Source organism: Amycolatopsis sp. CA-211722 (genome assembly GCF_056828465.1).
Genome location: NZ_CP184752.1, coordinates 830364 through 848083, shown reverse-complemented (window position 1 = coordinate 848083; position 17720 = coordinate 830364). Strand labels below are relative to the sequence as shown.

17 protein-coding genes are annotated in these 17720 nt (G+C 69.2%); 9 read left to right on the top strand and 8 right to left on the bottom strand.

The annotated features are described in order from the left end of the window. Window positions 1-18: 18 nt before the first annotated feature. Entirely contained in the window at window positions 19-1239 is a 1221-nt protein-coding gene (locus ACOCEP_RS04190; protein ID WP_482335857.1) for an MFS transporter, read from the bottom strand. Next, the gene (locus ACOCEP_RS04185) at window positions 1236-1754 is read right to left on the bottom strand and encodes a helix-turn-helix domain-containing protein (protein ID WP_482335856.1); all 519 of its coding nucleotides are present in this window, start codon (window positions 1752-1754) and stop codon (window positions 1236-1238) included. Before ACOCEP_RS04185 ends, ACOCEP_RS04190 begins: the two co-directional genes overlap by 4 nt. A gap of 107 nt (window positions 1755-1861) precedes the next feature. On the opposite strand from ACOCEP_RS04185, the gene ACOCEP_RS04180 reads away from it, so the two are divergent. Continuing rightward, complete coding sequence (locus ACOCEP_RS04180; protein ID WP_482335855.1) at window positions 1862-2836, top strand: aldo/keto reductase; 975 nt, start codon at window positions 1862-1864, stop codon at window positions 2834-2836. On the opposite strand, the gene pqqB is transcribed toward ACOCEP_RS04180, so the two are convergent. The 5 genes from pqqB to pqqA all read right to left on the bottom strand — a co-directional run bounded on the left by pqqB (window position 2833) and on the right by pqqA (window position 5882). After that, entirely contained in the window at window positions 2833-3690 is an 858-nt protein-coding gene (gene pqqB, locus ACOCEP_RS04175; protein WP_482335854.1) for a pyrroloquinoline quinone biosynthesis protein PqqB, read from the bottom strand. The genes ACOCEP_RS04180 and pqqB overlap by 4 nt on opposite strands. Next, on the bottom strand, window positions 3687-4769 hold the full coding sequence (gene pqqE / locus ACOCEP_RS04170; protein ID WP_482335853.1) for a pyrroloquinoline quinone biosynthesis protein PqqE: 1083 nt from the start codon (window positions 4767-4769) through the stop codon (window positions 3687-3689). Before pqqE ends, pqqB begins: the two co-directional genes overlap by 4 nt. Next, on the bottom strand, window positions 4760-5032 hold the full coding sequence (pqqD, locus tag ACOCEP_RS04165) for a pyrroloquinoline quinone biosynthesis peptide chaperone PqqD (protein WP_482335852.1): 273 nt from the start codon (window positions 5030-5032) through the stop codon (window positions 4760-4762). The genes pqqE and pqqD overlap by 10 nt, the downstream gene beginning before the upstream one ends. Continuing rightward, window positions 5029-5712, bottom strand: a complete 684-nt coding sequence (gene pqqC, locus ACOCEP_RS04160; protein WP_482335851.1) for a pyrroloquinoline-quinone synthase PqqC — start codon at window positions 5710-5712, stop codon at window positions 5029-5031. The genes pqqD and pqqC overlap by 4 nt, the downstream gene beginning before the upstream one ends. Window positions 5713-5795: 83 nt before the next feature. Next, window positions 5796-5882, bottom strand: coding sequence for a pyrroloquinoline quinone precursor peptide PqqA (pqqA, locus tag ACOCEP_RS04155; protein ID WP_482339569.1), 87 nt, complete (start codon window positions 5880-5882; stop codon window positions 5796-5798). A 277-nt stretch (window positions 5883-6159) separates the two neighbouring features. On the opposite strand from pqqA, the gene ACOCEP_RS04150 reads away from it, so the two are divergent. Further along, the gene (locus ACOCEP_RS04150; RefSeq protein WP_482335850.1) at window positions 6160-7146 is read left to right on the top strand and encodes a PQQ-dependent sugar dehydrogenase; all 987 of its coding nucleotides are present in this window, start codon (window positions 6160-6162) and stop codon (window positions 7144-7146) included. 51 nt (window positions 7147-7197) lie between these two features. On the opposite strand, the gene ACOCEP_RS04145 is transcribed toward ACOCEP_RS04150, so the two are convergent. Beyond that, the gene (locus ACOCEP_RS04145) at window positions 7198-8574 is read right to left on the bottom strand and encodes a WS/DGAT/MGAT family O-acyltransferase (protein WP_482335849.1); all 1377 of its coding nucleotides are present in this window, start codon (window positions 8572-8574) and stop codon (window positions 7198-7200) included. A 95-nt stretch (window positions 8575-8669) separates the two neighbouring features. On the opposite strand from ACOCEP_RS04145, the gene ACOCEP_RS04140 reads away from it, so the two are divergent. The 7 genes from ACOCEP_RS04140 (at window position 8670) to ACOCEP_RS04110 (ending at window position 17720) form a co-directional block, all read left to right on the top strand. Continuing rightward, window positions 8670-9683, top strand: coding sequence for a glutathione S-transferase family protein (locus tag ACOCEP_RS04140; RefSeq protein ID WP_482335848.1), 1014 nt, complete (start codon window positions 8670-8672; stop codon window positions 9681-9683). After that, a complete protein-coding gene (locus tag ACOCEP_RS04135) occupies window positions 9667-10824 on the top strand; it encodes an NAD(P)/FAD-dependent oxidoreductase (protein WP_482335847.1) in 1158 nt (385 codons plus the stop codon). Before ACOCEP_RS04140 ends, ACOCEP_RS04135 begins: the two co-directional genes overlap by 17 nt. Continuing rightward, window positions 10817-11440: an MSMEG_1061 family FMN-dependent PPOX-type flavoprotein gene (locus tag ACOCEP_RS04130; protein ID WP_482335846.1), complete on the top strand. Its 624-nt coding sequence runs from the start codon at window positions 10817-10819 to the stop codon at window positions 11438-11440. The genes ACOCEP_RS04135 and ACOCEP_RS04130 overlap by 8 nt, the downstream gene beginning before the upstream one ends. Window positions 11441-11549: 109 nt before the next feature. Beyond that, window positions 11550-13181, top strand: a complete 1632-nt coding sequence (locus ACOCEP_RS04125) for a thiamine pyrophosphate-binding protein (protein ID WP_482335845.1) — start codon at window positions 11550-11552, stop codon at window positions 13179-13181. Next, window positions 13178-15238, top strand: coding sequence for a hydantoinase/oxoprolinase family protein (locus ACOCEP_RS04120; RefSeq protein WP_482335844.1), 2061 nt, complete (start codon window positions 13178-13180; stop codon window positions 15236-15238). Before ACOCEP_RS04125 ends, ACOCEP_RS04120 begins: the two co-directional genes overlap by 4 nt. After that, window positions 15235-16932: a hydantoinase B/oxoprolinase family protein gene (locus ACOCEP_RS04115; RefSeq protein WP_482335843.1), complete on the top strand. Its 1698-nt coding sequence runs from the start codon at window positions 15235-15237 to the stop codon at window positions 16930-16932. Before ACOCEP_RS04120 ends, ACOCEP_RS04115 begins: the two co-directional genes overlap by 4 nt. Window positions 16933-16934: 2 nt before the next feature. After that, window positions 16935-17720 (top strand): SDR family NAD(P)-dependent oxidoreductase, encoded by a 786-nt coding sequence (locus ACOCEP_RS04110; protein ID WP_482335842.1) that lies wholly within the window; start codon window positions 16935-16937, stop codon window positions 17718-17720.

The window sequence follows — 17720 nt, the reverse complement described above, 5'->3', positions numbered from 1 at the left end:
ACTTCGCTGGGCAGCGGGTCAGGGCCGGGCGGCGTGCGACTTGCGGACGAGCCCGCGCACCTGGCCGCTGCACAGCGCGAGACCGGTGGCGGCCACGACCAGCGCGGCGCACGCGAGCAAGGTCGTGCTGACCCCGAAGTGCTGCGCGGCCGGCCCGGCCGCCATCTGCCCGAGGGGCAGGGCGATGAAGGACCCGAGCATGTCGTAGGAGTAGACGCGCGCGAGCTTGTCTTCGGGCACGTTCTCCTGCAGCGAGACGTCCCACGCGACCACGAACTGCTCGATCGCCAGCCCGGAGACGAACATGGCCACCAGCAGAAGCGGAAGCAGGGGAGCCTGGCCGAGGAGGATCAGCGGCGGCGCCTCGAAGAGGATCACCGCGACGCCGACGAACAGCGCGCGCCGTGGCTGCCATCGGGCCACGAGGATCCCGCCGACGAGCGAGCCGATCGTCTGCGCGGCGATGGCGAATCCCCAGCCGGAGCGCCCGAAAGTGCTGTCGGCGACGACGGGGCCGAGCACCGCGATCCCGCCGGCGATGACGGCGTTCACCACCATGAACTGCACGACCACGACCCACACCCAGGTCCGCGACCGGAACTCGTGCCAGCCTTCGACGAGTTCCGCCAGCGGGCGGCTGCCGGGGATCCGTTCCCGGCGGCTGAGCCGGATGCGCCGGTAGGACAGGGCGGAACCCAGGAAGAGCAGCGCGTTCCCGCCGAGCGCCCAGCCGGGACCGACCGCGGTGACCAGGATGCCGCCGAGCCCGGCGCCGGCGATCCGGCCGGAGTTCGACAACAGCCTGGCCAGCGCGTTGGCCTGCGCGAGCAGCGTGGCGGGCACGGTCAGCGGGGTGAGCGACGCCGACGCCGGTGCGGAGATCGCGGCCACCGCGCCGTTGACCACGCTGAGGCCGACCAGCAGCGGGATCGAGGCGAATCCACAAAGGACACTCGCCGCGATGACCGCCTGGGTCAGCGTGGCGGCGAGTTCGGTGCCCTGGAGGATCACCGACCGCGGCAGCCGGTCCGCCAGTACCCCGCCGAACAGCAGCAGGACCACGCTCGCCACGGACCGCGCGCCGACGACGATGCCGATGTCGACGGCCGAACCGGTCAGGTCGATCACCGCGAACGCGAGCGCGAGCGGGGCGACGGCGTTGCCGAACTCCCCGAACGTGCGGCCGCCGATCAGCCAGCGGAAGTTGTGATGGCGCAGTGGTTCGCGCAGCGACGTCATCGTCGCCTCATGGCGAACATCGCGACCGTCGCGCTGACCGGGATCGTCCCCCGGGTGCGGGGTGGTTTCGCGGCGGAGTGCAGAAGTTCGCTCAGCTCGTGGGCGTGGGCGAGCGCCTTCTTCCAGGTCTCACGGTCGACCCACATCTCCACGTCGGCCGTCAAACCGGGTTCGCCGCGGACGTGGAATTCGCTGCGGCGCGTGAGTTCGGAGGCCATCGTCGTGATGAGAAGCCGGTGTTCCTCCGGATTCGTCGACGTGAACCGCGATCCCGACTCCGGATCGTGGCGGTAGCGTTTCGCCAGCCCGCCTCGGATCCTGACCTCCTCGGCGACGTCGAGCAGTCCGGCCTCGTGCAGCCGCCGCAGGTGATAGCTGACATTCGCTTGTGTCTCACCGAGTTCGCGTGCGGCTTCGGCCGCGCTCATCGCGGTACCGGTCAAGAGCGACAGAATGCGCAGCCGCACGGGATGGGCTAGGACACGAAGCCCGTCGAGGCTCGGGGAGTCGGACATGTCCCGAGTATCGACTGCCGGGACGCAAACCGTCAAACAGTTATTTGGGGGTTTCGTTGGCCGGGAGATCCGGTGCGGTGATCCGATGTCTGTGCTCTGCTGGAGACATGCGTACGACGACATTGGGCAGGAGCGGTCTCGAGGTGTCGAGGATCGCTTTCGGCACCTGGCAGCTCGGCGGGGACTGGGGTTCGTTCGACGAGGACGCGGCCATCGCGGCGATCCATCACGCCCGCGAGCTCGGGGTGAACTTCTTCGACACCGCACAGGCCTACGGTTTCGGGAAGTCCGAAGCGATGCTGGGGAAGGCCCTGCGCGAGGAGCTCAAACGCGACCGCGACAACCTCGTCATCGCCACGAAGGGCGGCATAAAACCGCGTTCCGAACGGCCGCGCGACTCGCGGCGCGAATGGCTGTCGCGGGGCATCGAGGACAGCCTCCGGTTCCTCGACGTCGACCACATCGACCTCTACCAGATCCACTGGCCAGACCCGGGCACTCCGGCCGAAGAGACGGCGGGGATCCTGCAGGAGTTCGTCGACGCCGGGAAGATCCGGCACGTCGGCGTCTCGAACTACGACGCCGCCGGGCTGGCCGCCTTCGGCAGGACCCGGCCAGTGGAGACCCTGCAGCCGCCGTATCACCTGTTCCGCCGCGACATCGAAACCGATCCTCTCCCGTACGCGCGGGAGAACGACATCGGCGTGCTCGTGTACAGCCCGCTGGGGAGCGGGCTGCTGACCGGAGCGTTCACGCCGGAGACGACGTTCGAGAAGACCGACTGGCGGTCACGGTCGTCGGCGTTCACCGGCGAGACCTTCCGGCGCAATCTCGCCGTCGTCGACCGGCTCAAGGAATTCGCGTCGGGCAAAGGAATCTCCGTCAGCCAGCTCGCGATCGCGTGGACGCTCGCCCAGCCGGGGGTGCACGTCGCGATCGTGGGCGCCCGCAAGGCGGCCAACATCGAGGCCAGTCTCGACGCCGGCGGCATCGACCTGACCGTGGCCGATCTCGCGGAGATCGACCGGCTCACCGCCGACGCCGTACCGGTGTCGGGTGCGAGCCCCGAAGGCGTCGCCTAGAGCTTGAATTCGGTACCGTCCAAGGGAAGCGAGGCGCCACTGTCCAGTACGGTGGCGTGTTCGGGTGACGCGGGGTCGACCACGGGGTTCGTGTTGTTCAGATGCGTGTACGCCCACCGCGGGCCGGGCCGGAGCTTCGCGAGGCTGCCGGTGATCGGCAGATGCCCCATCGCCAGTTGAGTGCCGGCGGCGGCCGCGGTGGCGTCCGTCATCTCGTCCGGTGCGTAGAAGGTCCCGTCCAGCAGTACCAGTCCGGCGTCACGGGTGAAGTCGTCGAATCCGTCCGGCCAGCTCTTCAGGCAGGGCGCGTAGACGAAGACGCCGCCGGTCTCGACGTCTTCGATCCGGTACGCCACCACCCAGGGACCGTCCTCAGTGGACGACCGGGCGTACTTGGGCCGTTTGTCGCTCACGGGAAGCACGCTCACCCGGAGACCGTCGATGGAGACATCCGACGACGACAGCCAGTCCCATCCGCCGTACCCGTCGATGATCGACCTCGCGGGGAACTGCGCGGAGAGGGCGCCCAGAACGGCATCCGGCGCCCACACGGGCAGGCCTCCCGCTTCCCGTAGGAGCAGCAGGCCCAGTGAATGATCGAGCTCGGCGTCGGTCAGCAACACCCCGCGCAGCGGGATTTCCCGAGGCCCCGGCCCGGCACGCAGGGGCGGCGTGGCGAGGATCTGCGCGCGGATGTCCGGCGACACGTTCAGCAGGTACCAGCCCTCGCCGTCCGCGCTCACCGCGACACAGTCCTGCGTCCGCGGCGGCGCGCCCGAAACGCACAGCGCGCAGGCGCAGTTCCACTGCGGGAATCCGCCGCCCGCCGCGGTGCCGAGCAGGATCACCCTCATCGTGGCGTCCGCATCACGAGTTCGTCCGTTTTCGCCGGCGTGGCGAGAATGAGGTCGACGACGCCGCGCCGCGGGGAACGCGAGCACACCGGGTCCGTCGCCGAGGCGTCACCGGTGAGCTGGAACGCCTGGCAGCGGCAGCCGCCGAAGTCGATCGCGCGCCGATCGCACGTGGCGCAGGTGTCCGGCATCCAGTCCTCGCCGCGATAAGCGTTGAAGGAGCAGGACTCGTACCAGATCCACGCCAGCGGCTTGTCCCGCACGTTGTCGAATTCCAGTGTCTCGATCGCCGTCGACGCGGGGCACGGCAGCACGTTCCCGTCGGGCGCCACGGTCAATTGCCGTGCGCCCCAGCCGTACATGCACGGCTTCGGGTACTTCTCGTAATAGTCGGCGACGACGTAGATGATCTCCATGCGGCCACGCAGCCGTTCGGTGGCCGCGCGTACGATCGGCTCGGCTTCGTCGAGTTGCCGCCGGGTCGGCATCAGGGCGTCGCGGTTGCGCAGGGCCCAGCCGTAGTACTGCGTGTTGGCCAGTTCGAGCCGGTCCGCGCCCATTTCCTCGGCGAGGTCGATGATCCCGGCGAGCTGATCGTGGTTCCGCCGGTGCAGGACGACGTTCACCGACAGCGGCAGCCCGGCGTTCCTGATCAGTCCGGCGGCGACCAGTTTCCGGTCGTGTGCCCGCGCGCCGGCCAGCCGGTCCGCGCGGTCGGCGGTCGCGCCCTGGACGGAAAGCTGGACATGCGCGATGCCGCGTTCGACGAGATCGTCCACTCTGGACTCCGTCAATCCGAGACCGGACGTCACCAGGTTGACGTAGCACCCCAGTTTCGTGGCGTGCTCGACCAGGACGGGGAGATCCGGCCTGGCGAGCGGTTCGCCGCCGGACATGTGCACCTGGAGCACGCCGAGTTCCCGCGCCTGGGTGAGCACGGACAGCCATTCCTCTGTGGACAGTTCGCTCTCGCGCGTGATCAGCTCGACCGGATTCGAGCAATACGGGCAATGCAGCGGGCAGCGATGGGTCAGCTCGGCGAGCATGCCCAGAGGCGGTGCCGCGGTCTTCAGGTCCATTCGACGATCCGCCGTTCTCCCAGCCGGGACAGGACGTCCAGGATCTCTTCCTCGCGCACACCGCTGTAGCGCTCGCGCAACGCCGAAGCGATTCCCGCGACGTCTTCGACGCCGTCGCAGAGGGCAAGCACGGCCGCGGCGGTCGGGTTCGGGACGAGCACGCCTTCGGGGTACAGAAGAACGTGCGTTTCCCTGGTCTGGTCGTAGCTCAGCCGGACCCCGCGCCGCAGCCGCGGCACCGAGCCCGGATCGAGGGTGGTCATCGCCACTCCTCGGCCGCGCGCTCGATGGCGTCGAGCATCGACCAGAGCACGTCGGTCTTGAACGACAGCGCGGCGATCGCCCTGTCCTGTTGCTCACGGGTGACGGCGTGCCGCACGACGATGTCGAGTGTTCCCTTGCCCTCGCCGGACACCTTGTCGATGCGGTTGGTGAAATAGGCGAGGTCCTCCGGCGCGATCCACGAATAGTTCGTCAGCATGTCGGCGACCCGGCGCTGCATGAGATGGCCGGCGAACATTTCGGTCAGTCCCGAGGCGACCGCTTCGAGCCATGGTCTCGTGCGGGCGAAATGCACGTAGGCGTCGACGGCGAACCGTACGCCAGGGGCGACGTGCCGCTGATCGAGAACCTCATCGCGGTCGAGCCCGACCGCGACGCACAAACGGAGCCATCGCTCGATTCCGCCGTCGCCCGCCTTCGTCCCGTCGTGATAGACGATACGGTCGAGCCATTCCCGGCGGATCTCCGGCAATGGGCAGTTGCTGATGATCGCCGCGTCCTTCTGCGGAAGGACACACTGGTAGTACCAGCGGTTCGCGGCCCAGATCTTCAGTTCGCGCGCGGACAGATCGCCGTCGTGCATCCGCACGTGGAACGGGTGGGTGCCCCAATAGCGGTCCGAAAGCCCGCGCAACGCCGCGATGAACTCCGACGACGACATGAGGGACACCGTGCTGCCTCCGGGTGCTCGCTGATCGGGACGGCGGCGGTGGTGGGGGACGGCCCCCACCACCGGATTCGACTTCACTCCTCCATGCGGGCCGCGTAAGCGGTGACCTCCATGGGGGTTTCGTACTCGACGAAGTCGGGGGTGGTCCATACCTCGGTCATTTCGCTCCTAACGTCCACATCGGATCGAACAGGGTCGAGCCACCGTCACCCTAGAAGCGCGTCGCCGATTCTGACCAGACGTAAGGACCGACTTCCGGCGGCATTTTGTAAAGTTTCCTACCTATGGCCGATCGTGTCGTCCGATTCGTCACGCTCGGCGCATACAACGGTTAACAGGCCGCGCTCCCGATACCCCTTCCAGTGGTGTCCGTTTCGTTATGTTGTGTGTTTCTATCCAACTCACCGGGGCTCCAGGGGTAGCTGAAGGAGACGTCCCATGTCCTTACGTCGTACTCTCGCCGCCACGTTCGCCGCGGCTGCGGCCGTGTCGATCGCGGCCGTCCCGGCGGCCGCCGAAGCGCCGCCGTCGACCCAGGCGATCAGCCAGCTCGCGAGCGGTCTCAACCAGGCCTGGTCGATCGACTTCCTGCCCGACGGCACCGGCCTTTTCACGCAGAAGGACGCCAAGACGATCAGCAAGATCGACAAGGCTGGCAAGGTCACCACGGTCCAGACCATCCCCGGGGTGAGCGTCACCGCGGAGGCCGGTCTGCTCGGCATCGCCGTCTCGCCGAACTACGCCACCGACCAGACGGTCTTCATCTACTACACGACCAGTTCCGACAACCGGATCGCCAAGCTGAAGCTGGGCCAGGCACCGACGCCGATCGTCACCGGCATCCCGCGCGGCTCGCAGTATCACCACGGCGGGCGGATCAGGTTCGGCCCGGACGGCTATCTCTACGCGGGTACCGGCGACGGCCAGAACGGCGCCAACGCGCAGAACAAGAACTCCCTCGGCGGCAAGGTCCTGCGGGTCACCACCGACGGCGCGGCCGCGCCCGGCAACCCGTTCAACAGCCGCGTCTACTCCTACGGCCACCGCAACGTCCAGGGCCTGACCTGGGCGAACGGTCAGCTGTACATCTCCGACATCGGCGCCAACAGGCTCGATGAGCTGAACAAGATCGAGCCCGGCAAGAACTACGGCTGGCCGACCTGCGAAGGCCCGTGCAACACGGCCGGCATGACCAACCCGGTCAAGTCCTGGCCGACGTCGTCCGCGACGCCGAGCGGGCTCGCGGCCTACAAGGGTTCGCTGTACATGGCGTCGCTCAAGGGCGGCACGTACAAGCTCGACCTGAACGGCAACGGCGGCAAGCTCTGGACCAACCTCGGCCGCACGCGTGACGCGACCGCCGGCCCGGACGGCCAGCTGTACACGATCACCCCGGGCGGCCTGTACGTCTCCGACGGCAGCTAGCCCCCGGCGCGTTTAGTCCTCTAAATGCGGTAGCCCACCGCATTTAGAGGACTAAACGCGGGGCAGAGAGACCGAGTGTTCGAGTTCGGCGAGCGCGGTGTCCAGGTGGGTCAGGATGCGCTGCAGATGGGGCACGCTCCGGCGGCAGCCGGTGACGCCGAAGTCCAGGTTGTCCCCGTTGCTGGTCAGCGTGATGTTCAGGGCCTGCCCGTCGAGCAGCACCGACGCCGGGTAGATGCCGTCGAGCGCGGCGCCGTTCCAGTACATCTGCTTGCGCGGCCCCGGAACGTTGGAGATCACCAGGTTGAACGGCGGTTTCGTGTTGTTCACGAAGCCGGGGATCGGCGAGATGCCCAGCTGAGCGACGTTGATCCCCGACAGCAGCAGCGTCTGCAGCGGGGTCAGCTCGGAGAAGAGCTTCTTCCCGTTCCGCATGGACGCGTTGATCGTGGCCAGCCGGGCGGCCGGATCGGTCAGATGGGTGGCGAGGTTGCACAGCAGCGCGCCGATGTTGTTCCCCGCCGCGTCCCCGCTGTCCTTGCGCCGCAAGGAAACCGGGACCATCGCGATCAGCGGCACGTCGGGGAGCGCGTTCTGCTCCATCAGGTAGTCCCGTAGCGCGCCCGAGCACATCGCGAGGACGACGTCGTTGCGCGACACCCCGGCCGCGGTCGCCACCTTGCGTACCCGGTCCAGCGACCACGACTGCGCGGCGAACCGGCGCGCCCCGCCGATCGGCACGTTCAGCATCGTCTTCGGCGCCTGCGCCGGCAGCGTGAGCGTGTGTTCCTGGAACGCTTCCCGTGCCACCTTCATCGCGGCGGGCGCGATCCCGGCGAGCTGGTTGACCGTCTTGCCAAAGGAGCGGAACACCGACGGCGACACCTTGCCGTTCCGGCCGGCGTCCGGTTTGGCGCGGCGCCCCCACGGCGGCGGGCAGTCGAGGTCGGCCGGGTCGTCCGACAGCGTGCCCTGCAGATGCCGCAGTGCCGAGACCCCGTCCATCAGCGCGTGGTGGATCTTGCTGTAGATCGCGAACCGGCCGTCCTGCAGCCCCTCGACCAGGTGGATCTCCCACAGCGGGCGGTGCCGGTCGAGCAGGGTGCTGTGCCAGCGCCCGGTCAGCTCCAGCAGTTCGCGGATCCGGCCGGGCTGGGGCAGCGCCGAATGACGGAAGTGATAGTCGAGTTCGAGATCGTTGTCGGTCGCCCACGCGACGTGGCCCGCGGTGTTGACCGGCCGGGCGGGACGGCGCCGGAACACCGAACGCATGTTGTCGGAATCGAGCAGGCTCTTGCGGACGTCACGCAGATAGTCGTCCCCCGCGCCCTCGGGTTTCTTGAACAGTTGCAGTCCGCCGACGTGCATCGGATGTTCGCGCGTCTCCACGAGAAGGAACATCGAGTCGGTCACGGGCATGAACGGCATCGTCGGACCACCTTCCGCGCGGCGGCGTGCGGACACGCCGGGTGCCAGAGTCTACGCACACCGAAACCACCTTCTCACGCTTTAGGGTGGCTCACATGACGATCCCGACCGATCCGCAGACGGGTGAGTTCCGTCGGTCCGCCAACCATTTCGACGCGCGTGTCACCGCCGACGGCCGCGACGGCTGGCCGGTGGAGGCGGGGCGATACCGGCTGGTGGTCAGCCGGGCCTGTCCCTGGGCCAGCCGAGGGCTGGTCGTCCGGCGGCTGCTCGGCCTGGAGTCCGCGCTGAGCGTGGCCGTGGCCGACCCGATCCAGGACGAGAAGAGCTGGCGGTTCACCCTCGATCCCGGTGACCGGGACCCGGTGCTCGGGATCAAGTACCTCGCCGAGGCCTATCACGCGGCCGATCCGCACTACATGGGCGGGATCAGCGTTCCGGCCATTGTGGACATTCCGAGCAAACGGCTGGTGAGTAACGACTATCCCCAGATCACCCTCGATCTGTCCACCGAATGGACCAGCCTCCACCGGCCCGGCGCGCCCGACCTCTACCCAGAGCGGTTGCGCGGCGAGATCGACGACGTCAACGCGGGGGTCTACGCCGACGTCAACGCCGCCGTGTACCAGGCCGGTTTCGCGACCAAGCAGGCCGCGTACGAGGACGCCTATACCCGCCTCTTCACCATGCTGGACGTGCTTTCCGAACGGCTCGAAAGGCAGCGGTACCTCGTCGGTGACACGATCACCGAAGCGGACATCCGGTTGTTCACCACGCTCGTCCGCTTCGACGCCGTCTATCACGGGCACTTCAAATGCAACCGGAACAAGCTGGCCGAGCTGCCGGTGCTCTGGGCCTACGCCCGTGACCTCTTCCAAACGCCCGGTTTCGGTGACACCGTCGACTTCGACCACATCAAGCGGCACTACTACGCGGTGCACGAGCAGGTGAACCCGACGCGGATCGTCCCCTTGGGACCGGACCTGTCCGGCTGGACGACGCCGCATCACCGGGAGCAGCTGGGCGGGCGCCCGTTCGGCGACGGCACGCCGCCGGGACCGCCGCCGGAGGACGAACGGATCGGGGCCACGGATGGAGTCACTGCCTGAACGCACCGACGTCGTCGTGATCGGCGGCGGCATCATCGGGGTCGCCTGCGCGTACCGGCTCGCCGCCGCCGGGGTCCCGGTCCTGCTGCTCGAACGCGACACCCTCGGTGCGGGCTCGACGGCGAAGGCGGCGGGCGGGATCCGGTCGTCGTTCACCACCCGGGTCAACATCGAGATCGGGCTGCGCGGGCTGGCGGAGTACGGCTCCTTCGCCGAGACGTACGGGACCGAGATCGATTTCCGCCGCGACGGCTACCTGTACCTGGTCACCGACCCCGCCGACCTGCCCGAATTCGAGCGCTGCGCCGAACTGCAGAACTCCTACGGCGTGCGCAGCCGTCTCGTCGAGCCCGCCGAGGCACGGCGGTTCTCCCCGCTGATCGACACCGAAGGCGTGATCGCGGCGCTGTGGTCGCCGGACGACGCCAAGGCGACTCCGGACTCAGCGGTCCAGGGCTACGCGCGGGCGGCCCGTGGGCACGGCGCGGTGCTGAAGACCGGCGTCGAGGTCGTCGGCATCGAACGCGACGGCGACCGGATCACCGGTGTCCGGACCTCGGCCGGTTTCGTGCGGACGGACGCGGTGGTCTGCGCCGCGGGCGCGTGGTCGGGGCGGATCGGCGAGCTGGCGGGCGTCGATCTCCCGGTGCGGCCGTTCCGGCGGCAGGTCGTGTTCACCGGCCCGGTCGCGGATTTGCCCGAGCGAGTGCCGCTGACCATCGAGATGCCCTCGGCGTTCTACTTCCACCGCGAGGGCCCCGGCCTGGCGATGTCCTTCTGCGACGGTGACGGCGATCCCGGGTTCGACACCCGTTATCAGCCGGGCGAATGGCTGCCGAAACTCGCCGAAATCGCCGTGCGCCGGGTGCCCGCCGTGCTCGGCGCCGGGATCCGCGGCGGCTGGGCCGGGCTGTACGAGGTGACCCCCGACCGCAACCAGATCGTGGGGGAAAGCGTCCACCTGTCGCGGTTCTTCTACGCGACCGGGTTTTCGGGACACGGGTTCCAGATGGGCCCGGCGGTGGGGGAGCTCGTGCGGGACCTCTACCTGGGGCGGGTCCCGGCCATCGACATCACCGGGCTCGACGTCCGCCGGTTCGCCGGCGACCGGGCCGTGACGAGGGAGCACAACATTGTCTGAGTTCGTCGAAGTCACCACCGAGGCCGAGCTGCGCGAGATCCTGCCGCCGCCGCTGGAGCGGACCGCGAACAAGGCGCGGCCGAAGCTGCACGAGATGGACCGGCAGTGGCTCGCGGAGTCACCGTTCGTGCTGATCGCGACGTCGGCGGCCGACGGCACCTGCGACGTCTCGCCGAAGGGCGACCCCGCCGGGTTCACGCTGGTGCTGAACGACACGCGGATCGCCATCCCGGAGCGGCCGGGCAACCGGCGCGCCGACGGTTTCCACAACGTGCTGTCGAATCCGCACGTCGGGCTGATCTACCTGATCCCGGGCCGCGGCGACACGCTGCGGATCAACGGCCGCGCGCGGCTCGTGCGGGAGGCGCCGTTCTTCGACGACATGATCGTGAAGGGCAACCGGCCGAAGCTCGCGCTGGTCGTCGACATCGACGAGATCTTCCACCACTGCCAGAAGGCGTTCATGCGGTCGAAGCTGTGGTCGCCGGAGAGCTGGACGCCCGACGCGCTGCCGTCGCGGGCGGTGATCTCCAAGACCTTCGAGCGGCCGGAGGATTCCCTGGCCGACCTCGAGGCGTACTACGCTCCCGCGGCCTACTCGGCCGGCTTGTACTGAAGCCAACTGCGCGTGAAGGCCCCCTTCCCTCGGCTCAGCCGAGGGAAGGGGGCCTTCACGCGCGATCGTTGGTTGCTGGATCGTTGAACGATCTGGCACTATCGGCGGGGTGCCTGCACCCACCGGAGCCCAGCATCTCGCCGACGCGCTGACCGCTCTGGGGACCGAAGTCGTCTTCGGTCTCCCCGGGGTGCACAACCTGCCGTTATGGGAGGCGCTGGCCGATACGGACATCCGGCTCGTCGGGGTCCGGCACGAGCAGACGGCCGGGTACGCGGCCGACGGATACGCCCGCGCGACGGGCAAGCTCGGCGTCGCGCTGGTGACCACCGGGCCGGGCGCGGCGAACACGCTCGCCGCCGTCGGCGAGGCCATGGCGTCGGCCGCCCCGGTGCTGATCATCGCGACCGACATCCCGTCCACGCTGCGGCGGCCGGGCGTGGTCCGCGGGGTGCTGCACGAGACGTCGGACCAGCAGGCGATGTTCGCGCCGGTCACCAAGGCCGGATTCACCGTCACCAGCGCCGACCAGGTCGCCGCCACCCTCCACCGCGCGGCCCGGCTCGCGCTCCAGCCGCAGAGCGGGCCGGTCTACCTCGGCATCCCCGCCGACTTCCTGTCGGAGCGGACGCCCGCGCGCCGCCCGCCGCGGTCGCACGCCCGGCCCGCCGAGATCCCGGACCTCACCGAGGCCGAGGCCCTGCTCGCGGCCGCCGACCGGCCCCTGATCTGGGCGGGCGGCGGCGCGCTGCGCGCCGAGGCGGGCGAGGCGATCGGGAAGCTCGCCGAACGGCTGGCCGCGCCGGTGCTCACCACGTTCGGCGCCCGCGGGCTCCTGCCGGTCGATCACCCCTGTCTCGCCCCGAATCCGGTGCACGCGCCCGAGGTCGGCGCGTTGTGGGACGAGGCCGACGTCGTCCTCGCCATCGGCACCGACTTCGACGGGCTGATGACGCAGAACTGGCTGATGCCGAAGCCGAAGAAGCTCATCGCGATCAACGTCGACCCGGACGACGCGGCCAAGAACTACCAGCCGGACATCACGCTGGTCGGCGACGCCCGAGTGCTCGTCGAGGCGCTGAAGGTCGAGGAACGGGCGGGTATCGCGGCGCTCGTCGGCAGGCTCGCCAAGGTCTCCGCCCGGGTCCGGCAGCGGATCAAGGAGGAGGAACCGCAGGCCGCGGACCTTCTGTCCACTTTGGACGAGGTGTTGCCGCCCGACGCGGTCGTGGTCGCGGACATGTGCGTGGCCGGGTACTGGATCGGCGGGTTCCATCGCGTCCGCGCGCCGCGCAAGCTCGCGTACCCGATGGGCTGGGGCACCCTCGGTTATGGCTTCCCCGCCGCGCTCGGCGCGGGTGCCGCGGGCGCCGGCCGCGCGATCTGCGTCAGCGGTGACGGCGGATTCCTGTTCGGCTGCGGTGATCTGCACACGCTCGCGCAGGAGCAGTTGCCGGTCACGGTGATCGTCGTCGACGACGGCGGCTACGGGATGCTCCGTTACGACCAGGATCGCGCGGAGCTGCCGCGCCGGGGTGTCGACTGGGACAGCCCCGATTTCGTCGGCCTGGCGAGGTCTTTCGGGGTGCACGCGGACCGGGTTTCCGGGTTCGGGCGCGCGTTCCGGCGGCTGCTCGGCGAATTCGTCGAGTCCGACGAGCCCAACGTGCTGGTCGTGCGCGCGAAGATGGCGCCGCCGCTCAACACCTCGCCTCGCTGGTACCGCAAGGAATCCCCGTGACCGGGCTCCGCGTCGGGGTGGACATCGGCGGCACTTTCACCGATCTCTGCGTGCTCGGCGAAGCCGGGATCTTGGCTGTCGGCAAGGTGCTGACGACCCACGACGAACCGGCCCGCGCGGTCGAGGAAGGTCTCAAGAGGACACTCGCCGACGCCGGATTGGACACGGGCGACGTCGAGCAGTTCGTGCACGGCACCACGCTGGTGACGAACGCGCTGATCGAACGCAAGGGCGCGCGCACGGCGCTGCTCGCGACCGCCGGTTTCCGCGACGTGCTGGAGATGCGGCGCGAGCATCGGTACGAACTGTACGACCTGCACATCGAGTTGCCGGTCCCGCTGGTGCCACGGCACCTGCGCTTCGACGTCCCCGAGCGGATCCTCGCCGACGGTACCGTCCACACAGGACTGGACGAGGAGTACGTCGCACGGCTCGGCCGGGAGCTCGACGCCAGGGGGATCGACGCGGTGGCGATCTGTTTCCTGCACGCCTTCACGAATCCCGCGCACGAAAGACGAGCCGCCGAGGTGCTGCGGGAGGTCGCGCCCCGGCTGCGGGTCGCGCTCTCCAGCGAGGTCGTCCCCGAAATCCGCGAGTTCGAACGCATGTCCACCACGGTCGGATGCGTCTACGTCCAGGACCTGACCGAGCGTTATCTGCGTGATCTGGAAAGGCGCCTGCACGAGGCCGGGGTGCGGCCGTCGCCGCACATCATGCTGTCCAACGGCGGGATCGCGACGGTGGACACCGCGGCGCGGTACCCGATCCGCATCCTCGAATCCGGCCCGGCGGGCGGGGCGCTGGCCGCGTCCGCGATCGGGGCCGCGGCCGGTGTCGAGGATCTGCTGGCCTTCGACATGGGCGGCACGACGGCGAAACTGTGCCTGATCTCCGGCGGCGCGCCGCTGGTGACGCACGAGTTCGAAGTGGACCGGAAGTACCGGCTGCTGCCGGGCTCCGGGCTGCCGGTCAAGGTCCCGGTCACGGACATGATCGAGATCGGCGTCGGTGGCGGCTCGATAGCGCGGATCGACGCGCTCGGCCTGCTCACCGTCGGCCCGGATTCGGCGGGCTCCGAGCCCGGTCCGGTCTGTTACGGACGAGGCGGCACCGAGCCGACCGTCACCGACGCCGACCTCGTGCTCGGCTATCTGGACCCCGGGTATTTCCTCGGCGGCGGAATGACCTTGGATCTCGAAGGCGCGCGCGAGGCGATCCGCTCGAAGATCGCCGGGCCGCTCGGTGTCGGCGTCGAAGAGGCCGCGTGGGGCATCCACACCAGCGTCAACGAGGACATGGCGAACGCGGCCCGTGTCCACGCCGTCGAGCGCGGCAAGGATCCGGCGAAGCTGCCGATGTTCACTTTCGGTGGCGCCGGTCCGGTGCACGGCGTCGGGGTGGCTCGGGCGCTCGGCGCGCCCGAGGTGGTCGCGCCGACCGCCGCCGGAGTGCTCAGCGCGGCGGGATTCCTCACCGCGCCACTGGCTTTCGACTTCGTGCGTTCGGCGCGCTCCGCGGTGCTCGATCTTTCCCTGGAGCAGGTCGAAGCGCTGTTCGCCGAGATGGAGGCCGAGGGCGCGGAGCTGCTGGAGAAGTCCGGTGTGGACAGTGACGAGGTGACGCATCGCCGCATCGCCGAGATGCGGTACTCCGGGCAGGGCTACGAGATCCGCGTGCCGGTCGGACCGGGACACTGGCCGGAGTCGCTGATCGACGCGTTCACCGAGACCTACCGGACGCTGTACCGGCGGACCGGGCCGGACGTGGCGATCGAGGTGCTGAACTGGCGCGTCGTCTCCAGTGGTCCCGCGCCCGAGGTCACGCTGAGACTCGCGGGCGCCGAGGCCGAGGGTGACGCGCGCAAGGGAAGCCGTCCCGCGTACTTCCCCGGCGAAGGGGGATTTGTCGACACGGCCGTGTACGACAGGTATCGCCTCAAGCCGGGTGATCGCGTCGACGGGCCGGCCATAGTGGAGGAACGTGAGTCCACTGTGGTCGTTCCACCGGGGGCCTTCTGCGTCGTCGGTGCGGACGCCGGTCTGGTGGTGACGGTATGAGCGTCGACCCGATTCTGGTCGGAGTCCTGGGGAACCGGCTGCACTCCATCCTGGCCGAACAGCAGAACGCGCTCGTCGACACGGCGTTCTCGTCCGTGGTGCGGGAATCGCTCGACCTCGCCTGCGCGGTGTTCGATTCCCGTGGCGAGATGATCGGCCAGTCCGTCGGCGGGACACCCGGTCACATCAACGCGATGGCGACCGGCATGGGGCATTTCGTCGCCGCGTACCCGCCGGAGACGCTGGAACCCGGCGACGTCCTGCTCACCAACGACCCGTGGCAGACGGCCGGGCAGATCAACGACATCACCGTCGCGACGCCGGTGTTCCTGCGGGGACGGCTGGTCGCGTGGTTCGCTTCCTGTTGCCACGCCCCGGACATCGGCGGACGGCTGGTGTCCGCCGAGGCCAACGAGGTCTTCGAGGAGGGCCTGCGCCTGCCGATCATGAAGTTCCTCCGCGCGGGTGAGGTCAACGCGGATCTCGAACTGCTGATCCGCGCCAACGTCCGCACGCCCGAGGAGACCATCGGCGATCTGTACGCCCAGGTCACCGGCAACGAGGTCGGTGCGGCCGGCCTGGTACGGCTCCTGGAGGAATTCGGGCTCGATTCCCTGGACGACGTCGCCGCGGAGATCATGAACCGGTCCGAACGCGCGGTGCGGGACGCGCTGGCGAAACTGCCGGACGGCACCTACACCAGCGAGCTGGCGACCGACGGCTTCGATGACGAAGAGGTCGTCCTCAAGGTCGCGGTGACCATCGACGGCGAGGACATCCACCTCGATTTCGCGGGATCGTCGCCCCAGAGCCGCCGCGGGATCAACGTGGTCCTGAACTACACCCGGGCCTATGCCTCGTTCGCGGTCAAAGCGGCCATCTCGCCGGAGGTGCCGCACAACGCGGGCTCGTTCCGGCCGGTGCACGTCACCGCGCCGGAAGGGTCGGTGCTGAACTGCACGCCGCCCGCTCCGGTCGCGTCACGGCACCTGATCGGGCATTTCCTGCCGTCGCTGCTGATCACCGCCCTGCCCGGCACCACCCTGGCGCACAGCGCGGACGCGTTGTGGATGACGATCTGGCGCGGCGCCGACGCGGAGGGCCGCGAGTTCATGCTCAACGTCTTCCAGACCGGCGGGATCGGCGCACGATCCACAAAGGACGGCCTCAGCACCACCGGATTCCCGAGCGGGCTGCGGTCGACGCCGACGGAGGTCATCGAGACGATGGCCCCGCTGATCCAGCTCGAACGCGTGCTGCGCACCGATTCCGGCGGCGCCGGGAAATGGCGTGGCGGCCTCGGCCAATGCACCACCATGGCCGCCCGTGGCGAGATCTCCTGGAGTGTCAACGGGAACATCGACCGGCTGCGCAGTCCGGCGTCCGGTGTGGACTCGGGACACGACGGCGCGGCCGGCAGGTTCGAGCTCACTCGCGGAGCCCTGCCGTCGAAGAGCCGGGTGAATCTTCGGCCCGACGACGTGGTGAACGTGATCCTGCCGGGCGGCGGCGGTCACGGTGATCCACGCGAGCGCGATCCGGAGGCCGTGCTCGCCGACGTCGTCGACGGGTACGTCTCGGTGGAAGCGGCGCGCGAACGGTACGGCGTCGAGGTGACCTATCACGGAGATCCCGAGGCGCTGGTGCGCCTTCCGGAGGACTACACAGCGGTTTCGTCACGAGGGAGGAAATGAGCATGGGCCGGCTGGCAGGCAAGGTCGCGGTGGTCTTCGGGGGCGCGAGGGGGATCGGCCTCGCCACCGTGAAGGAGTTCGTCGCCGAGGGCGCGACCGTGTTCTCCAGTGACATCCGCGAGCCCGCGGAAATCGTCGACGGCGCTCGTCAGTCCCTTGTGGACGCCACCGACGAACGGCAGGTCGGCGAATTCGTGCGCGGGGTGGCCGCCGAAACCGGGCGGATCGACGTGCTGTTCAACAACGTCGGCATCCACCTCGGGAAACCGCTGGTGGACACCACACTCGCGGAGTTCGACGACATCTTCGCGCTGAACGTGCGCGCGGCCTTCCTCGGTACGCGGGCGGTGCTGCCGCACATGATCGCGAACAAGGCGGGCAGCATCGTCACGACGTCGTCCAACGGCGGGGTGATGGGCCGCCCCGGCGACCCGGTGTACAACGCCACCAAGCACGCGCTGGTCGGCCTGACGAAGTCGATCGCCGTCGCGCACGCGCACCAGGGCATCCGCGCGAACACGGTCAACCCGGGCGCCATCGACACGGACATGCTGCGCGGCACCCTCGCGTCGCCGGAGGACTTCGAGGCGAAGCAGCACCAGTTGACCGCGAGCACACCGGCGGCGCGGGTCGGCGAGGCGTGGGAAGTCGCGAAGGCGGTCGTCTTCCTGGCCAGCGACGAGTCGCGCTTCATCAACGGGGTCGCGCTTCCCATCGACGGGGCCAAGGCCGCCGGCGCCATGCCGGGCGACCGGTACAGCCTCGACTTCGAACTCGGTGTCAGGTAA